Origin of the sequence: Pseudomonas sp. MYb60 (assembly GCF_002979555.1) — a bacterium.
Taxonomy (GTDB): domain Bacteria; phylum Pseudomonadota; class Gammaproteobacteria; order Pseudomonadales; family Pseudomonadaceae; genus Aquipseudomonas.
This window is the reverse complement of sequence record NZ_PCOZ01000015.1, coordinates 1-18,218: the sequence shown is the minus strand read 5'-3', so window position 1 is coordinate 18,218 and position 18,218 is coordinate 1. Positions and strand designations below refer to the sequence as shown.

Here is an 18,218-nt window from a genome sequence, read left to right as displayed (position 1 = left end):
ATGTTTGGTAAATTAAGTTGGGATGCGGTCCCGTTCCACGAGCCGATCGTGATGGTGACCATCGCCATGATCGCGCTGGGTGGTCTGGGCCTGTTTGCGGCAATCACGTATTTCAAGAAATGGACCTACCTGTGGACCGAGTGGCTGACGTCTGTCGACCACAAGAAAATCGGTGTCATGTACGTCATCGTTGCCATGGTCATGCTGCTGCGTGGCTTTGCCGACGCCATCATGATGCGTACCCAGTTGGCCATGGCCACCGAGGGTTCGCCTGGCTACCTGCCGCCTGAACACTATGACCAGATCTTCACCGCTCACGGTGTGATCATGATCATCTTCATGGCGATGCCATTCTTCACCGGCTTGATGAACCTTGCCTTGCCGCTGCAGATCGGCGCGCGTGACGTGGCTTATCCGTTCCTGAACTCCCTGAGCTTCTGGCTGCTGGTTTCCGGCGTCGTGCTGATCAACGTTTCCCTGGGCGTCGGCGAATTCGCCAAGACCGGTTGGGTTGCGTATCCGCCATTGTCGGGCCTGCAATACAGCCCGGGCGTGGGTGTGGACTACTACATCTGGGCGCTACAGTTATCAGGACTCGGGACGACATTGACGGGGGTCAACTTCCTGGCCACCGTCCTGAAAATGCGCGCCCCTGGCATGAAACTGATGGACATGCCGATCTTCACCTGGACCTGCACCTGGGCCAACGTCCTGATCGTGGCTTCGTTCCCGATCCTGGCCGCTACCATGGCGCTGCTGTCGCTTGACCGTTACCTGGATTTCCACATTTTCACCAATGAACTTGGTGGCAATCCAATGATGTACGTGAACCTGTTCTGGGCATGGGGTCACCCTGAGGTGTACATCCTGATCCTGCCAGCGTTCGGTATCTTCTCTGAAGTGATCTCGACCTTTACCGGCAAGCGCCTGTTCGGTCACCACTCGATGGTTTACGCATCGGGCGCGATCTCTGTACTGGGCTTCATGGTGTGGCTGCACCACTTCTTCACCATGGGTTCGGGTGCCAGCGTCAACGCCTTCTTCGGCCTGGCGACGATGCTGATTTCCATCCCGACGGGGGTGAAGCTATTCAACTGGCTGTTCACCATCTACCACGGCCGTCTGCGTATCACCAGCCAGGTTCTGTGGACCCTGGGCTTCATGGTGACCTTCGCCATCGGCGGCATGACCGGCGTACTGCTGGCCATCCCGGGTGCTGACTTCGTGTTGCACAACAGCCTGTTCGTGATCGCTCACTTCCACAACGTGATCATCGGTGGTGCTGTATTCGGTTACATCGCTGGTTTCAGCTTCTACTTCCCGAAAGCGTTCGGCTTCAAGCTGCACGAAGGTTGGGGCAAGGCTGCATTCTGGTTCTGGATCTCGGGCTTCTTCGTCGCGTTCATGCCGCTCTATGCACTGGGCTTCATGGGCATGACCCGTCGTCTGAACGCCACGACCAACCCTGAGTGGGTGCCGTACCTGTACGTCGCCATGTTCGGTGCGATCATGATTGCTGTGGGTATCGCCTGCCAGCTGATCCAGTTGTACGTGAGTATCCGTGACCGCAAGCAAAACGCGTGCGACTCCGGCGACCCATGGAATGGCCACACCCTGGAATGGTCGACCTCGTCGCCACCTCCGTTCTACAACTTCGCCGTGATCCCTACTGCGAACACCATTGATGCGTTCACCGAAGCCAAGGAAGACGGTACTGCGTACCAGAAGCCGGCTAAATATGAACCGATCCACATGCCGAACAACACCGCCACTGGCGTGGTGATGGGCGCGCTGTTGACCGTGTTCGGTTTCGCGATGATCTGGCACATCTGGTGGCTGGCAATCGTTAGCCTGGTGGGCACCATCGGCTACTTCATTGTCCACGCTGCACGTGATGATCAAGGCTACATGGTGCCGGTCGAAACGATCGAGCGCATCGAAGCCGAGCAGCACGCTCGCCTGGTCGCCGAGAAGAAAATCCCGGCCAACCGTGTAGAAACCTCGTTGGAACAGGCTTAAACCATGTCGAACTTAGTGACCAATGCTGGACACGCCCATGTCGATGATCATGGGCACGATGACCATCACCACGACTCGGGGCCGATGACCGTTTTCGGTTTCTGGCTCTACCTGATGACCGACTGCATCTTGTTTGCGTCGATCTTCGCGGTGTACGCGGTACTGGTAAACAACGTAGCGGGTGGCCCGTCGGGCCACGACATCTTCGAACTGCCTTACGTGCTCGGCGAAACCGCCTTGCTGTTGTTCAGTTCGATCACCTACGGCTTCGCCATGTTGGCCTTCTACAAGGGCAACAAGAAAGGCGTACTGAGCTGGTTGGGCCTGACCTTCCTGTTCGGCCTGGGCTTCATCGGCATGGAGATCAACGAGTTCCACCTGCTGATCTCCGAAGGCTACGGCCCGCACCGTAGTGGTTTCCTGTCCGCGTTCTTCACGCTGGTAGGCACCCACGGTCTGCACGTGACTGCCGGCCTGCTGTGGATGGCGGTGATGATGTATCAGGTCAATAAACACGGCCTGACCAACACCAACAAGACTCGCCTGAGCTGCCTGAGCCTGTTCTGGCACTTCCTGGACGTGGTCTGGATCTGCGTCTTCACCGTTGTTTACCTGATGGGGACTCTGTAATGGCTAATGCACACTCCCATGACCATGACAGCCATGATGCGAGCCACGGTAGCGTCAAGTCATACGCCATCGGCTTCATCCTGTCGGTAATCCTGACGCTCATCCCGTTTGGTCTGGTGATGTACCCGACCCTGCCTAAGTCGATCACCTTGATGATCGTGCTGGCATTCGCGGTGATTCAGGTACTGGTTCACCTGGTGTACTTCCTGCACCTGGACCGTTCCAAAGAGCAGCGCGACAACGTGATTGCGTTCGTGTTCGCAGGGTTGGTAATCCTGCTGTTGGTTGGCCTGTCGATATGGATCATGTTCAGCATCCATACGTTCATGATGGCGAAGTGAGGTAAGACCCGATGTCGCTTAAGCACTTTATCCAAATCACCAAACCGGGGATCATTTTCGGTAACGTGCTTTCTGTGGCGGGCGGTTTCTTCCTGGCCTCCAAGGGACATGTCGATCTGGCCATCTTCCTGGCTGCGATGATCGGCACCTCCCTGGTGGTTGCTTCCGGTTGTGTCTTCAACAACTGCATCGACCGTGACATCGATATCAAGATGGAGCGCACCAAGAACCGCGTGCTGGTCCAGGGCCTCATCTCCCTGAAACTGGCACTGGTCTACGCGACCATCCTCGGTGTTGCCGGTGTGGCGTTGTTGTACAAGGTGGCCAATCCGTTGGCGGCGCTGTTTGCCGTGATCGGCTTTGTCATCTACGTCGGTCTCTACAGCCTGTACCTCAAGCGCAAGTCGGTTCACGGCACGCTGGTGGGCAGTCTGTCGGGGGCGATGCCGCCGGTGATTGGTTATGTGGCTGTAACCAACAGCTTCGACATGGCCGCGCTGACGCTACTGGTGATGTTCAGCCTGTGGCAGATGCCGCACTCCTACGCCATTGCGATCTTCCGCTTCAATGACTACCTGGCTGCGTCGATTCCGGTATTGCCGGTCAAGCGTGGCATCCAGGTGGCCAAGAAACACATCCTGCTGTACATCCTGGCCTTCCTCGTGGCGACCTTGATGTTGACCTTCAGTGGCTACGCCGGCATGAGCTACCTCGCCGTCGCTGCCGCCATGGGCATGTACTGGTTGTACATGGCCTGGACCGGCTACAAGGCGGTGGATGACACCGTCTGGGCGCGTAAGCTGTTCGTGTTCTCGATCTTCACCATCACCGCGCTGAGCGTGATGATGTCCCTGGATTTCCAAGTGCCGAAAGAGCTGTTGCTGACCTACGCTCACTGAGTGGTCCCGCAGTGAAAAAGCCCCGCCTTCGAGAGAAGCGCGGGGCTTTTTCTTGGGCGGTTGTTTAAATCAACCGGTGCCTTTCTCGTCATACCCCTGTGTACCTGCTGTACGAATCCATCACCCGCCCTGTAACAAGGAGTTGTCATATGGTCAGCGTGAGCCGTCGGTCCCTTCTCGCCGTGGGCGCTGCACTGCCGTTGCTGGGACGTCTGGATTGGGCGGTTGCGGCGCCCGCGCCGGCAGCGTCCGACAAGGTGCTGCTCAACTACAACGAAAGCCCCTACGGCCCCTCACAGGCCGCCCGCACCGCGATGCAGGCGGGCATCGCGAGTACCGGGCGTTATCCCTACGAACACATGTACGCGTTGGCGGCGTTGTTTGCCCAGCAGCAAGGCATTGCCGAAGAACAGGTGGCGGTGTTTTCCGGCTCCATGGCCGCGCTGCGCTACGCGGTGCTGGCCTTCACCAGCCAAACCCGTGGCCTGGTGATGGCCACGCCATCCTACGAAGTGCCGCGCCAGGCCGCCGAGTCACACAAGGCCCCGGTACGGGAAGTCGATCTCAACGCCGACCACGCCCACGACGTCCCCGCCATGCTCGCGGCGGACCCCAACGCCGGCATGCTCTACCTGTGCAACCCCAACAACCCCACCGGCACCGTCACCCCGGTGGAGGCAATCCGCCAAGCCTTGGCCAATAAGCCCAAGGGCAGTGTGCTGGTGGTGGACGAGGCCTACATCGATTTTGCCGACGTACCCAGCGTAGTCGGTTGGGTCAAGGACCACGACGACCTGCTGGTGCTGCGCACCTTCTCGAAAATCTACGGCATGGCCGGTGCCCGCCTGGGCCTGGCAATCGGTCACCCTGCGCTGCTGGAACGCCTGGCGGTGTTCGGTGGCGATAACGTCCCGGCTGGCACCAGCCTGCTCGGCGGCCTTGCCAGCCTGGAAGACGTGAAGCTGCTGCCACAACGCAAGGCGCTCAACCAGCAATTGCGCGACGAGACCACCGGCTGGCTGAAAAGCCGCGGGTTTACCTGCACGGTTTCCCAGGCCAACTGCTTCATGATCGATGTGAAGCAACCGGCCGAGCAGGTGATCGAGAAACTGGCGACGCAGGGCGTGATGATCGGCCGGGTGTTCAAACGCTGGCCGCAGTGGGTACGGGTGACCGTGGGGGATAAGCAGGAGATGGCGCGGTTTCGCGAGGTGTTTGCGGCACAGGTCAGTTGATGCGACGCAGACCCTGTGTGGAAGCTGGCTTGCTTGCAATGCAGACGCCTCGGTACACCCGGGATACCGAGGTCATGCTATCGCAGGCGAGCCAGCTCCTACACTCAGGTGTGCGGTGTTTAGGTTACTGCTGCGCGATGCTGTAACCATCAAACGCCGTCTGCTGCTGCAGCGCAGTAATCACGCTTTTGCGGCTCAGCGGCTGCTCGGCACCTGAGTGATCCACAAAGCTTTCGACTTCCAGTTCGGCCTCATCGCCTTCACCCACAAAGCTGAAGCCCAGGAACTCAAACGCCTCACGGTCCACATTCAGCTTCGAGCGCGGCGTGCGCAGGGGCAGCGTGACGCTGATGCCGTCCTTGCTGATCACAAACACTTCGGCTTCTTTTTTCGGGCGCGAGGCTTTGCTCTTGCCGGCGCTCGGGTTGCTGATGGCCTGATGACTCTGGTTCAGCACTTTGAGGGCCAGGCCGTAGACCAGCTCCTGGAACTCGGGGTCGTCCTTGAAGCTGGACAGGATGCGGCTGATGGAGAACTTGCTGCTCAGGTCTTCCAGCGCGAGGCTGTCGGCGGCTTCGGCGTCCTTGAGTTGCTTGAGCTGGCCCATCAGGTCGTAGGCCTTGTCGTCGTCGAACGCATCGTGGGCCTGGCGGATGGCGACGCGCAGTTCGCGGATCTGATCGCTCTCCTTGGAGGTGTGGAAGGCGTCCAGCACCATCTCGCTGATGATCTTGGCGGCGGGCACGTGCTGTGAAAGATTGATGGCGTTTTCGTATTCAGCTTTGGAGCGCAAGGTGACTACGGATTCTTCGGCGGACTCTGCGGTGTAGGAATCGGACATTGAAATTTCACTACTTCAGTAAACGGGACAAAAAAGCGTCGGGCATTTTCAGGGGGGAGGGGGATCAGGTCAAGGCAGCACTCTGCCCCCATCGCTTTGTCCGTTTGTCACTCAAGCTGTCAGCTGTTTGAAACACGCCTCCAGGATATCCAGCCCCTCTTCAAACACGGCAGGTTCGGTGGTCAGCGGTGCCAGCAAGCGGATGATATGCCGCGATTTACCGCTGGGCATCAGCAGCAGGCCGGCGTTACGCGCCAGCTCCAACAGGTGCGCCAGTTGCCGGGGGGCAGGAGTGCCGTCGGCGTTGGCCAGCTCGATGCCGCGCATGGCGCCGACGCCGGTCAGGCGGCCCAGGTAAGGCGACAGGCCTTGCGTGCGCCAGGTTTCGTAGCGAGCGACAATCGCCTGTTCCTGCTGCGCGCCCCAGGTTCGCAGGTGGCTGTCGCTCATCGCCTCCAGCGTCGCCAAGGCGGCCGCGCAGGCAATGGGGTTACCGGAATAGGTGCCGCCGAGGCCGCCCTTGGGCAAGTTGTCCATCAGCGTCTTGCGCCCGACCACTGCGCCCAGCGGTACGCCGCCGGCGATGCTTTTGCCCAGCAGGATCACGTCCGGCTCGATGCCCAGCCGCGAGAAGGCGAAACGTTGGCCGGTGCGACCAAAGCCGGACTGGATTTCATCAGCAATCAGCAGGATGGCGTGCTCGTCGCAGAAGCGCCGCAGTGCCTGGGCGAAATCGATATCCAGGGCGAGGAAACCGCCTTCGCCCTGCACCGGTTCGATGATGAAACAAGCGACGTCGTTCACGTCGATTTCCACGCTGAACAGGCGGTCCATGGCTTTCAGTGCTTCGGCGCAGGACACGCCGTTGTCGGCACTGGGGTAGGGCAGGTGATACACAGGGCCGGGCAGTACGCCGACTTTTTGCTTGTAGGGCGCGACCTTGCCGTTCAGGTTCAAGGTGGCGAGGGTACGCCCATGGAAGGCCCCGTCGAAGGCGATCACTGCCGTGCGGCCCGTGGCGCCGCGCACAATCTTCAACGCGTTCTCCGCCGCTTCCGCGCCACTGTTGGTGAGCATGCCGCTGACGGGGTAGTCCACCGGGATGAACGCGGTCAGGCGCTCCATCAGTTCGATGTAGGGCCCATGCGGGGCGGCGTTGAAGGCGTAGTGGGTGAGCCGGGTTGCCTGTTCACGGATGGCGTCCACCACGCCGGGATGGCAATGGCCCAGGTTGAGTACGCCGATGCCGCCGACAAAGTCGATATAGCGTTTACCTGCAGTGTCCCAGACCTCGGCGTTCCTGCCGTGGCTGAGGCTGATGGGGTGGACGATGGAGATCGACTGGCTGATGGTTTCGCGGCTCATGAATCCTGGACTCGGCAGTGGCGGGCGTCTGCGCATCTAAGCGGCTGGCCGGGGCGCGTCGCAAACGAAATAAAGTCTTCGGGTCATTCCAATTCGGAAGGAGTTGTTGCCGAAAGGTCGTTTGTGGCCAGGCGCCCTATCTGTCAATACTGCCGCGCAGCATCAATAAAACCGGCGCGGGCTGTGTGGCGTCGAATAAAAAGGATCGACAAGGAGCGCCTCCCATGACCCCATTCAAATCCACCCTGGCCGTTATCAGTGCCGTCGCCGCACTGGGCTTGGCCAGCACCGCCCACGCCGGGGCGACCCTGGACGCGATCCAGAAAAAAGGCTTCATTCAGTGCGGCGTCAGCGACGGCTTGCCGGGCTTTGGCGTGCCGGACAGCACCGGCAAGATGACCGGCATCGATGTGGACGTCTGCCACGCCGTCGCCGCTGCGGTGTTTGGTGATGCATCGAAAGTGAAGTTCACCCAGTTGACCGCCAAGGAGCGCTTTACCGCGCTGCAATCCGGCGAGATCGACCTGATCTCGCGCAACACCACCTGGACCAGCTCGCGGGATTCGGGCATGGGCCTGGTGTTCACCGGCGTCACCTACTACGACGGCATCGGCTTTCTGGTGAACAACAAACTCGGCGTTACCGGCGCCAAGCAACTGGACGGCGCGACCGTGTGCATCCAGGCCGGCACCACCACCGAACTCAACGTGTCCGATTACTTCCGCACCCATGGCATGAAATACACCCCCATCACCTTCGACACCGCCGACGAAAGTGCCAAGGGCCTCGAAGCCGGGCGCTGCGACGTGCTTACCACCGACCAGTCCGGCCTGTATGCGCAACGCATCAAGATGGCCCATCCTGAAGAGTTCGTGGTGCTGCCGGAGGTGATCTCCAAGGAACCCCTGGGGCCGCTGGTTCGCAAGGGCGATGACGAGTGGTTCAGCATCGTCAAATGGACCCTGTTCGCCATGCTCAATGCCGAAGAAATGGGCATCACTTCGCAGAACGTCGAAGAACAGGCCAAGACCAGCAAGAGCCCGGATGTTGCGCGGCTGCTGGGCAGCGACGGCGAGTACGGCAAGGATCTGAAACTGCGCAAGGACTGGGTGGTGCAGATCGTCAAGCAGGTGGGCAACTATGGCGAGGTGTTCGAGCGCAACATTGGCCAGGGCAGCGTGCTGAAGATCAAGCGCGGGCTCAATGCGTTGTGGAGCAATGGCGGTATCCAGTACGCGCCGCCAGTGCGGTGACCTCACAGGCGCAGGCCTGCTGACGAAAATCGGGTTGGCGACGCGTTAGCCCTGGTTTGGCGCGTTATCGTTCACGATCATCGTCGGCACGCCGGCTCCTGCATCGGGGGCCAGCATTTTGGTGCGTGCATGACCGTCCGCATTGTGCTGGTAAATCGCTGCGGGCTGGCCCTGTTCATTGAAATACACTTGGCCGATCCCCGCCGAGTTCCACAAGCGCTCTCCGGCTTCGGCATGTTCCGGAATGTGCGGCACCACCTGCATGGTGCGTCGGCGGGTGAACCAGTTGAGGGGCGAGCGGGGTGAGTAGAGCCAGCGGTTGAGGCGGTCGAACCACTCCAGCAGGCGGGGCGGGAATTCATTCTTGATGCCGCTGCTGGTGATCTGCCAGATGCGCGGGCCGGCATTGCGGTGGCGGATCAGTACTTCGTAGACGAACGAATAATGCACGTCACCCGACAGGATCACGTAGTTACCTGGCGTACGCGAGTGCCGGAAAATGTTCAGGATCACCTGGGCGGCGCCGCGATGGGCCATCCAGTTTTCCGCGTCTACCAGCAAGGGGTGCCCGCACCAACTGAAGACTTTCTGCACGGTTTCGATCAGCTTCACGCCAAAGATCGGCGCCGGGGAGACAATGATCGCCGAGGGGTGATCCAACAGCGCTTGTTGCAGTTCGCTCAAGGCTTCCCAATCCAGCAGGCCGGACGGCTGCTTGAGGGTGAACTCACTGCGCCAACGCCGGGTGCGGGTGTCGAGCACCACGAGGGCAGGGGTCGTGGGTAGCACGTAATGCCATTGCTGGAATTTGAGCAGGGTTTCTATCAACCCGTCCTGGGTGGCGGCGTTGAGGTGATTGTCCTGCTCGCGCTGGGTAAGGGCCTGGGCCTGGCTGACCAGTTCGCCGAATGCATCCGGCTGGTTACCCCAGCCCTGGCACAGCAGGTACGCGAGCAGGGCATTGCCGATGATGCGTTTGGAGAACGGATGCCCGTAGGCGGTTTCTTCCCATTGGGCGCTGAGGTTCCAGTCGTCAGTGATGTCATGGTCGTCGAAAATCATCAGCGTGGACAGGTGCGCAAACACGCGCGCAACCCCCGGCAGGCCGGCGCGGAACCGTTCGATCTGAACCTGCTCGCGGGCATAGCGCCGTTGTTCTTCATCACTCAAGGCGGGCGGCTGCGGGTCGATCAGGCTCCAGGGTGTCGGTGACCAGACCAGCAGGTACATCGCGACCACTTCGGCGAAGGTCACCAAATGGTTGTCCGCTGTGCTGCTGGTGAAAATCGGTTTTTTCACCCCGCCAAAAAAACGCTCGCGCAGGGTTTTGTTGCTGTCCAGCGCCGGCAACAGATCGGCGCGATGGTAGTAGCTGGCGCGATGCCCATAGAGGCTGGCGCTGTCGGTGATCACGGCGCCTTCGAGGTACTCGTCGAACAGGCCCAGGCGCTCGATCAGCGCGTGAATCGCGCGCAACATCGGCCCGGCCACATCGTCGGCGTAGACCTGATCGCCACTCATCATCAGCAAGGCGGGGCGATCGGCGGGCGTGTTGGCGGCTGCCAGCAGGCGATCGACACACAGCAGGCCTTCGTCGGCACTGTGATGGGGCTTGCGGCAGGAGCCATGGACCAGTTGGTGGATGCGGCTGTGCAGGATGAAATTCGGGGTTGCGGTGTACAGCAGGTGCGGCGCCCAGTCGGCGATCCCGTTGCCATCAATCAACAGGTCGTAATCGATGACCACATCCTGGGGCAGGACGTCGTCCAGGTGCACGTCGATCAGATGAATAAAGGCGTGACGTCCCACCGGCACCACTTGGCACTGGCGCTGGTCGAGGGGGATCGTGCGGGTCTGCCCGGCAACCTGCAGCGTCAGTGTCATCGCCAGTTCGCGGGTGCCCACCAGCCACATCGCCAGACGATGGGGTTCCAGGCGACGTAGCAACGGGCCGACCAGAACGGCGGGCAGTGAGTCAGGGTGTGGCATGCAGGCAGACGCTCCAGACAGGATGTAACCGGCGAGCTTAGCCTAATGAATGTGAGTGTTTTGTTAAGGCGCGGCCCTGAAGGCGACAGAGGGCAGCGCAAGTGTTGCCCTCTGTTGCGTCGGCATCGATGCCGGTTCGATCAGGTATGCGAATCCCCAATCACCTTGGGCACCGTAAACCGGAACTCACTGCCACGGCCCACCTCACTTTCGGCCACGATCTTGCCGCCGTGGGCCTGGATGATGCCTTGGGTGATGTACAAGCCCAGGCCGCTGCCGGTGGGATTGTTTTCGGTCTGGGTCCAGTAGCGATCAAACACGTGGGGCAGTTGTTCGGGCGCAATGCCCTCGCCGGAATCGCGCACCGAGAACACGATCTCTTCGCCATTGCTCATGGCGCTGATGCCGATATTGCCCTGGCGTGGCGTGAACTTGATGGCGTTGCCGATGAGGTTGGACAGCACCTGGAACAGCCGCTCCGGGTCAGCGTTGATCAACAGGCCGGGCTCGGCGTTGAACGACAGGTCGATGCCTTTCTCCATCGCCAACGGTGCCAGCAGCGAATACGCCTCTTCAAAAATCTGGGTCACATCGAGTGCCACCGGCTTGACCACATAACGCCCGGCTTCGATCTTGGAGGTGTCGAGCAAGTCTTCCAGCAACACGTTCATGCGCCCGGCGGCCTGTTGCATGGTGTCGATGGCCGAGGAAATCCGCCGCGAGGTGTGCGGGCCATCGGAGCTGAAGGCTTTTTGCATCATGCCGCAGAGCATGGAGATGACGGTCATCGGGTTGCGCAGGTCGTGGGACACCACGGCCACCAGCTCATCACGCGCACGCACGGCCTGTTGCTCGCGCAGCACCTGGCGCGCCAGGTCGTTTTCCAGGGCCGAGCGACGCAGGTCGTTGGCGGCAAAGCGGTCGCCATGGCTCCACTTGGTGGAAATGCCGGCCATTTCAACCTTCCAGATTTCAAACGAAGTGCGTGGGCGAAGGCGCAAGCCTGCGTCGGAATTTTCCAGGTCTAGCGGCTTGGTCGGGTCGCCGCTCCAATTGATGTTCTCTTTCACTTCCGGACGGAACCACAGCACGCCGTTATCCACAGGCTTTGGCAGGCTCATCGCCAATACACCGCTGGCCACGTGCTGGAACTCGCTGGCCGGCGCATACACCGCCGACAGGTTATGGCTGGAAAATACCGGCTCGCCACTTTCCTGCAGCCATTTGTGCAACGCACGAATCTGCGCCGGCTCCGGGCAGTTGCCGTAGCGGTGCAGTTGCTTGTCTTCGATGATTGCCACGCCGCCGGACAGGGTCAGGTCCATCAGCACCTGCGGTTGCTGAGACAGGCCGTCAAATACGTTTTCTTCCGAGGCCTTCATGGCGCGGGTCAGAACGGCCAGGGCTTCGACTTTTTCTTCGCGTTGGCGGCTCAGGTCCAGGGCTTCCATGGCGCTGATCTGAAGCGACAGTACCTGGCCGATGGTCTGACAGGCTGTGCGCAGATCGTTGGGCACCAGCAGCGGTTCGCGGTTGCCGCAACTGATCAGGCCCCAGAGCTTGTCGCCCTTCATCAGCGAAATGCTCATGGACGACAGCACGCCCATGTTCTGCATGTACTGGCAGTGAATCGGCGACACGCTGCGCAGGGTGGCGAAGCTCAAGTCCAGCGGTTGGCCGGTGTCCGGGCGCAGCTTGGGCAACAGTGGCACCGGTTCGTAGGCTGCGTTCGGAATGATGCGTAGCCAGTTGGTGCGATACAGCTCGCGCGCCTGCTCGGGGATGTCGGACGCGGGGAAGAACAGCCCGTTGAAAAGCTCCATGGACGGCGCCGATGCTTCGGCAATTACCTGACCGTGGCCTTCCTCTTCGAAGCGGTAAATAAGCACGCGGTCGTAGCCGGTCATGGCCTGAATTTCATTCACACTGATTTCGTACAGCGCTTGCAGGGTTTTCGCCGATTGCAAACGCTGCAGCATCTTGCCCAAGTCGCTGGTGCGACCATTCAGCGCCCGTGGGCGAAAATCCTTGAGCAGCGGTTCGAACTCCAGCACCAGCACGTTCTGGTGGCGGTGCAACAGGCCTTCGAATTCAGCGCCGTTAAACGCAACGTGCAGCGGCGGGGCGTCAAAAAATGAATGGTTGTCGGCCATGGTCGCCACGGCGTGGGCATGCTCGGCGCCTACCAGGGTGTGCAGTGGCTGGCCCAGCAGCGCCTCGGGGGCGTGGCCAAACAAGGTGCCGACGTTGGCGCTGACCTGGATGATCGTCAGGTCCGGTTCCGACAAGGTCAGCAGCACGCCGTGGGGCTGGATCGCCCCCGGAAAGCGGATCGGCTCGTCGGCACAGTTGGCAAGCAGCTCTTCAAAATCGTCGGGTTTCATAGCAGTACCTCCTGGCTGTCGAGCCATTGCTCAAAGCAGCTGAATGTTGAACGGGCCGCATCTACCGCGTGCTGTCTAGCATGAGCATCCAGCGGCATACGGCCAAGGTAATCGAGAAAATCCTTCCAGCGACGGCCGGTCTCGGCGCCATAAATATCGAGAAATGCACCACCGTTGCGGGCATCGATGCCCAGGCGTTGGGCCATTTCCCGGCGCAGCACCTGGCCACCCAAGGTCGCGCCTTCGAGCACATACAGGGCGCCCAGGCAGGCGGCGGGCGTTTCTAAAGTGGGCAGTTCGGTGCAGCGGGGGAGGGCCTTGACCGTCGTCTCGCTGAGACCGAGGGCGTACAGGTCATTCAGCAGCGTAGGTGTTTTCACACGCAGTACCCGGTCAAACCCTTCAGGAATCAGATCGCAGTCGTACAGCGCAGCTTCCATCGGCTGATAAAAACCGTAATACGCCTGGAGCAGACGCTGGTACCAATCGGCATTCAGGTCGTCGGAGAAAAACGGCAGGCGTTTTTCCAACGCTACGTGCAGCAGGGCAGTGCCTGTGCGCAAGGCTTCCAGTAGGGAAGGTGCGCCAACGTCAGGGGCCTGTGAATGCATTCAGTAAGCTCGAACTGTGGGCCTATCGGCCATGAATGACGCGTGGAAATGGGCGACGATTCTACACATATCAAAGCTGACAGCCGCACACACAAGGCGAAAAGGCTGACCAGCGGATCAGAAAAGTCGCTCCGTGCTTCATAAATGACCGCAGGGCGTGTGGCTAAGTTCGATTTCGGTGATATCGCGACGCTATCAATGCATGGACAAACCTTGCTGGATCAACGCCGTTTGCACACATTCAAGCAGGTGCTCGGTGCTCCAGGGTTTTGGCAAAAAACGCACCGAGCCTCCCAACTGCGCGGCCAGTTTGGAATTGCCTGATGTCAGCACCACCGGCACCGAGGGCCAGCGATGGGCCACCACCCGGCTCAAGTCATACCCATTGAGCAAACCCGGCATCTGGATATCGCTGACAATCAAGTCCACCGGATCATCAGCCCGCTCCAGATAAATCATCCCTTCATCCGCTGAAGGAAACGACGTCACCACTGCGCCGAAATCCTCCAGTACATCCACCATCAACGACCGAATGATCTCGTCGTCTTCCAACACTAAAATCGATGGCTGAGCCATGATCCTTACTCCACCATCTGGGTTCACTAGGGTGGAGTAGAACACACTTGTTTAGGTTCGATTGGATGTGGCTCAAGCGATGGATGGTCATAAAAAAGGGTCTAGCACATGGGTTCGCGTCAAACAGGCATAATTGCCCCGCACTCAATGTGGAGACTTTCATGAAGTATGCACTGCTCGCCCTCACGCTCATCTTCAGTACCGCACAGGCCTATGCCGCCGGCGATGCCGAAGCGGGTGGCAAACTCTTCACCAAGACCTGCGGCGGCTGCCACAGCATCGGCGAGGGGGCTCGCGGCGGCTTCGGACCAGAGCTTAATGGGATCATCGGTCGGCCCGCCGGGACCACCACCGACTATCAGTATTCAGATGCTATGAAAAACTCCGGCGTGGTCTGGACCCGGGACAAACTCGCTGCCTATATAGAAGCGCCGAAAAAAGTCGTGAGTGGTACACGCATGATCTTCTGGGGCATCAGTGACCAGGAGAAGATCGAGAACATCCTGGCGTACCTCGAAACCTTCCAGCCCAAATAATTCGAATGGATGTACGCAGGGCAGATGCGGGAGTTGCAGAATCCCGGCGAGGCTGTGAAGGCATCGCGGTATTTCGCCCCGTTGAGGAACATTTCGTTCAGAACCAGGTCCAGTCATCACCCCACATATCGATAAGGACATCCTCGTTGTGAAGCGAATCGCACTGCTTTCCCTCATCACCCTGGCGCTCTGCGCCTGCAACTCCAACCAACGCGACTCCTCCCCCTCGCTGTTCAAGGACGGCGTGCAGTTGCGCCAGAAAACCGTAGCCGTCGACGCCGACCACGCCAAAGTCATCATGAAAGCCAACGGCGGCACCAACCCTGTGGAGTTCGCCATCCGCCGCGAAGGCGACCCTGACCAACGCCTGGAAACCCTCGGTACCGTGATGGACACCGGCGAAGGCAAAGTCTTCAACTGGATCGCCAAGCTTAACCAGACCGTCGCCAGTGCTGGGTTCAAGCGCTTCCCCCAATTGGAAATCCAGGCAGACCCTGGCAAGAAACTCACCGTGTCCAGCTCGGCGAGAAGCCAGGGCACCGGCGCTTACTACAGCTGCGGGCCGGTGATGAGCACGTTCAGCCCGGAGAAGGCGAAGGTGTATCTGGTGGAGTTTCAGTTCAAGCAAAACAGTTCGACGTGTGGGCAGCAGGTGTTTGATGTAACAGACCCTGCTCAACGCATTCCGGTTGAGGGGGTGGGGAGTGGTGTGACGCCGGGCTGATCAGCCATCGCGGAATAATTGCACCACACCGAGCAACGTGTGGGAGGGGCCCCCGATTGCGGTGGCTCCGCCGACATCAATGAGACTGTCGGCGTTTTTTTCTGGCGATCAGCTCAACAAATGCTTGGAAATCAACCGGGAGATTTCCACAATCGAGGTCTTGCCGGTGAATTCAAACTTCACCTGCCCCAGCGACGAAAAGTAGATCTCCAACTCTGAATCCAGGTCGAATGTCCCGGATGTCTCCACCGAGTACGCCACGATGTTTTTGTACGGCAGGGAGGTGAAGTCCTTCTTGCTACCGGTGATCCCCTGCACGTTCACCGCGATGATGCGCTTGGTGGTGAACACCACGCCGTCGCGCATGGCCTTGTACGCATCCACCACTTCCTCACCGTCCAGCAGCAGGGCGCTTACGCGCTCGGCGTATTCGTTGTTTTGCTTGAGTTTGAAGAAGCCTTTGTTGTTGAAGTCGATCATGTGCCTGCCTCGTGGGTGTATGCCGATTTGCTCGCGGATCTGTATCTAACGCGGGCATTTTGAACGCCTTACCATGACGGCCAACCTTACAACCTTGGCCAGATGTTTCAACGAACGGAGCCGAATCATGCCTGAACTGTCCAGCTGGCTTGCCTATGCGCTGATTTCCCTCGGCATGGTGCTCACTCCCGGCCCGAACATGATTTACCTGATTTCCCGTTCAATTTGCCAAGGCCGGACCGCTGGGTTGATTTCCCTGGGCGGCGTGGCGTTGGGGTTCCTGGTGTATATGCTGTGCGCGGCGTTAGGCATCACCGCGTTGGTGATGGCGGTGCCGTTTGCCTATGACGCGCTGCGGTTTGGTGGGGCGTTGTACTTGGCATACATGGCCTGGCAAGCGATCCGGCCGGGTGGACGCTCGCCGTTTCAGGTGCGGGACTTGCCAGCGGACAGCCCGCGCAAGCTGTTCACCATGGGTTTGGTGACCAACCTGCTGAACCCCAAGGTGGCGGTGATGTACCTGTCATTGTTGCCCCAGTTCATCGACCTGAACGGCCATGGCAGTGTGCTGACGCAATCGTTGGTGCTGGGTTTTACGCAGATTTTTATCAGCGTGAGTGTCAATGCGGTAATCGCTACCCTGGCTGGCTCCATCGCAGTGTTCTTCGTCACTCGGCCGGGTTGGCAGGTGGTGCAGCGCTGGATGATGGGTTCAGTGTTGATGGGGTTGGCGGTGCGTATGGCGGTGGAAGGGCGGCGATAGGACGCCTCACTGAATGTCGTGCAAGTAATCCTTAAGCATGCCTAACCGTCTTGGCAGTTCATCAAGTTGCTCAACGCACTGCACGTCCACCGCCAGGCGCTGCAATTCACGTCCCAGTACGCTTTCAGCCCCGCCCACGGCCACCAGTACCTGGTCCACGCATTGATCAACCTTTAACAGAACGGCGGCCAAATCCCCCTGCCGCACGAGCAACCCAAACACCTCTCGGTCATACCCGACCATCACCGGATCATCTCGCAAAACCGGGCTGCCACCGTCGACTTCGTGCACCAGTTTCAGTGCATAAAGCGCCACAGCTTCCAGCGTCAATTCCATGGTTTCGGTTCCTCAACAGTAGGGGGAGGGCGATGATCCCTGTTCCTTGGCGCAAAAGACAAGCCCGACGGAGAGCCCCGCGCCTATCGCGTTCGTGGCGCTCATGTCACCCACACATTGTGTTTGATGAGTGATGGCAAAATGCCGTATTTTTGGCGCCGGAAATTCACAGACAGAACGGACGTTATGCACTCTTTATTAAAACTGGCGGCAGTCGTGACGGCGGCTACCTTGCTTGCAGGCTGTGGTGGCGAAGATTTCAGCGGTGCTTACCGCTTCAAGGTGCCGGGTGCCGACAGGATCATGGTGCTCAACGTGCACGGTGATGAAGCCGAGATTTTTGCCGAGGAGAATCGCGGCGCACGGATCAAACCCCTGGTGAAGATGAAGGCGTCGGTCAAAGGCGAGAAGCTGCTGCTGGACGACCTCAACAGCTCCGAGCGTCTGGCCCTGCAACGCAATGTGGATGAGCGCAGCCTGGATTGCCTTAACTGCAAGGTGCTCAACATTAAGGACGGCGCGCTCTGGAAGTACGACCCCAAGGGGCCGTATGACGTTGCCCAGTTGCTCAAGGATCAGGCGCGCAAGGATGAAGCAGCCCTGAATGCGCAGATGGAGCGCATGCAGCAGCAGATCATCGACAACGTGAACCGCGAGAAGGAGGCTGCCAAGCTCACGCCGTATGAGGGCGAGTGGGTGTACCAGCGTATGTCGAAGCGCGACTCGCTGAGCATCATGACGATCTGGCGTAAAAGCCAGGTCAAGCAATGGGCCTTCAATTTTGAGAGCATGGACCGCCTGGGGCACGACCTGCCGGTATTCGAAGTGACGGAGGCGGGGCTGAAGATTGGCCAGCCGGGTGAGGCCCGTCTGTATACCTTAAGTGCGGACAAGCAAATCCTGACCTGCGTGGATTGCGCAAAGACTGAGCGTTGGGTGAAGGCGGATCCGAAGAAGGATCTGAGTGATCGTCATTACGCGCGCCAACTGGCCGGCAATCCTTCAGCTATATAGGAAGGGGCTTGGCGAAAGAGCAGTATCAGGGGATGGCGTGGGCGTCCTTGGCAACCTGTTCACCTGTAAGGGAAAAGAATTGCCAAAGGGGGGTTGACCACGTTTTCGGATACTGTATTATTCGCCTCCCGCTGACGAGAGATCTGAAGCGCAAGTGGTTGAAGTTGTTGAAGAATTCTTCGAAAACTTCTGAAAATAATCACTTGACAGCAAATGAGGCTG

Annotated in this window: 18 protein-coding genes; 10 read left to right on the top strand and 8 right to left on the bottom strand. The window is 59.5% G+C overall.

Annotated features, from left to right (window positions below; translation table 11 throughout):
- The 5 genes from cyoB to CQ041_RS20900 all read left to right on the top strand — a co-directional run bounded on the left by cyoB (position 1) and on the right by CQ041_RS20900 (position 5,124).
- Positions 1–2,019 carry a cytochrome o ubiquinol oxidase subunit I gene (cyoB, locus tag CQ041_RS20920; protein WP_105524232.1) on the top strand — a complete coding sequence of 673 codons (2,019 nt, stop codon included), beginning with the start codon at positions 1–3 and terminating at the stop codon, positions 2,017–2,019.
- 3 nt (positions 2,020–2,022) lie between these two features.
- Positions 2,023–2,649, top strand: coding sequence for a cytochrome o ubiquinol oxidase subunit III (locus CQ041_RS20915; RefSeq protein ID WP_017734786.1), 627 nt, complete (start codon positions 2,023–2,025; stop codon positions 2,647–2,649).
- Positions 2,649–2,990, top strand: a complete 342-nt coding sequence (gene cyoD / locus CQ041_RS20910) for a cytochrome o ubiquinol oxidase subunit IV (protein WP_010206434.1) — start codon at positions 2,649–2,651, stop codon at positions 2,988–2,990. Before CQ041_RS20915 ends, cyoD begins: the two co-directional genes overlap by 1 nt.
- 11 nt (positions 2,991–3,001) lie before the next feature.
- Positions 3,002–3,889, top strand: coding sequence for a heme o synthase (cyoE, locus tag CQ041_RS20905; RefSeq protein ID WP_105524231.1), 888 nt, complete (start codon positions 3,002–3,004; stop codon positions 3,887–3,889).
- 149 nt (positions 3,890–4,038) lie between these two features.
- Complete coding sequence (locus CQ041_RS20900; protein WP_105524230.1) at positions 4,039–5,124, top strand: pyridoxal phosphate-dependent aminotransferase; 1,086 nt, start codon at positions 4,039–4,041, stop codon at positions 5,122–5,124.
- Between the two features lie 124 nt (positions 5,125–5,248).
- Here CQ041_RS20900 and CQ041_RS20890 read toward each other — a convergent pair whose 3' ends face one another.
- Both CQ041_RS20890 and CQ041_RS20885 read right to left on the bottom strand, forming a co-directional pair.
- On the bottom strand, positions 5,249–5,965 hold the full coding sequence (locus CQ041_RS20890; protein ID WP_105524228.1) for a hypothetical protein: 717 nt from the start codon (positions 5,963–5,965) through the stop codon (positions 5,249–5,251).
- A 111-nt stretch (positions 5,966–6,076) separates the two neighbouring features.
- On the bottom strand, positions 6,077–7,330 hold the full coding sequence (locus CQ041_RS20885) for an aspartate aminotransferase family protein (protein WP_105524227.1): 1,254 nt from the start codon (positions 7,328–7,330) through the stop codon (positions 6,077–6,079).
- Positions 7,331–7,554: 224 nt separating this feature from the next.
- Between CQ041_RS20885 and CQ041_RS20880 the strand changes: the two genes are divergently transcribed.
- On the top strand, positions 7,555–8,583 hold the full coding sequence (locus CQ041_RS20880; RefSeq protein WP_105524226.1) for an amino acid ABC transporter substrate-binding protein: 1,029 nt from the start codon (positions 7,555–7,557) through the stop codon (positions 8,581–8,583).
- 45 nt (positions 8,584–8,628) lie between these two features.
- Here CQ041_RS20880 and CQ041_RS20875 read toward each other — a convergent pair whose 3' ends face one another.
- The 4 genes from CQ041_RS20875 to CQ041_RS20860 form a co-directional block, all read right to left on the bottom strand.
- Positions 8,629–10,572 (bottom strand): alkaline phosphatase D family protein, encoded by a 1,944-nt coding sequence (locus tag CQ041_RS20875; RefSeq protein WP_105524225.1) that lies wholly within the window; start codon positions 10,570–10,572, stop codon positions 8,629–8,631.
- Between the two features lie 140 nt (positions 10,573–10,712).
- Positions 10,713–12,956, bottom strand: a complete 2,244-nt coding sequence (locus CQ041_RS20870; protein ID WP_105524224.1) for an ATP-binding protein — start codon at positions 12,954–12,956, stop codon at positions 10,713–10,715.
- Positions 12,953–13,567 (bottom strand): biliverdin-producing heme oxygenase, encoded by a 615-nt coding sequence (locus CQ041_RS20865; protein ID WP_105524223.1) that lies wholly within the window; start codon positions 13,565–13,567, stop codon positions 12,953–12,955. The genes CQ041_RS20870 and CQ041_RS20865 overlap by 4 nt, the downstream gene beginning before the upstream one ends.
- Before the next feature lie 195 nt (positions 13,568–13,762).
- The gene (locus CQ041_RS20860) at positions 13,763–14,143 is read right to left on the bottom strand and encodes a response regulator (RefSeq protein WP_105524222.1); all 381 of its coding nucleotides are present in this window, start codon (positions 14,141–14,143) and stop codon (positions 13,763–13,765) included.
- A 161-nt stretch (positions 14,144–14,304) separates the two neighbouring features.
- On the opposite strand from CQ041_RS20860, the gene CQ041_RS20855 reads away from it, so the two are divergent.
- Together CQ041_RS20855 and CQ041_RS20850 are read left to right on the top strand one after the other, a co-directional pair.
- Positions 14,305–14,679 (top strand): cytochrome c family protein, encoded by a 375-nt coding sequence (locus tag CQ041_RS20855; protein WP_105524221.1) that lies wholly within the window; start codon positions 14,305–14,307, stop codon positions 14,677–14,679.
- A gap of 148 nt (positions 14,680–14,827) precedes the next feature.
- Positions 14,828–15,403 carry a hypothetical protein gene (locus CQ041_RS20850; RefSeq protein ID WP_105524220.1) on the top strand — a complete coding sequence of 192 codons (576 nt, stop codon included), beginning with the start codon at positions 14,828–14,830 and terminating at the stop codon, positions 15,401–15,403.
- A 108-nt stretch (positions 15,404–15,511) separates the two neighbouring features.
- Here CQ041_RS20850 and CQ041_RS20845 read toward each other — a convergent pair whose 3' ends face one another.
- A complete protein-coding gene (locus CQ041_RS20845; protein ID WP_105524219.1) occupies positions 15,512–15,883 on the bottom strand; it encodes a PH domain-containing protein in 372 nt (123 codons plus the stop codon).
- Positions 15,884–16,010: 127 nt separating this feature from the next.
- On the opposite strand from CQ041_RS20845, the gene CQ041_RS20840 reads away from it, so the two are divergent.
- Positions 16,011–16,646 carry a LysE family translocator gene (locus CQ041_RS20840; RefSeq protein ID WP_105524218.1) on the top strand — a complete coding sequence of 212 codons (636 nt, stop codon included), beginning with the start codon at positions 16,011–16,013 and terminating at the stop codon, positions 16,644–16,646.
- Between the two features lie 6 nt (positions 16,647–16,652).
- Here CQ041_RS20840 and CQ041_RS20835 read toward each other — a convergent pair whose 3' ends face one another.
- The gene (locus CQ041_RS20835) at positions 16,653–16,982 is read right to left on the bottom strand and encodes a hypothetical protein (protein ID WP_105524217.1); all 330 of its coding nucleotides are present in this window, start codon (positions 16,980–16,982) and stop codon (positions 16,653–16,655) included.
- Between the two features lie 186 nt (positions 16,983–17,168).
- Between CQ041_RS20835 and CQ041_RS20830 the strand changes: the two genes are divergently transcribed.
- Positions 17,169–17,996, top strand: a complete 828-nt coding sequence (locus CQ041_RS20830; protein WP_163002582.1) for a hypothetical protein — start codon at positions 17,169–17,171, stop codon at positions 17,994–17,996.
- Positions 17,997–18,218: the final 222 nt, after the last annotated feature.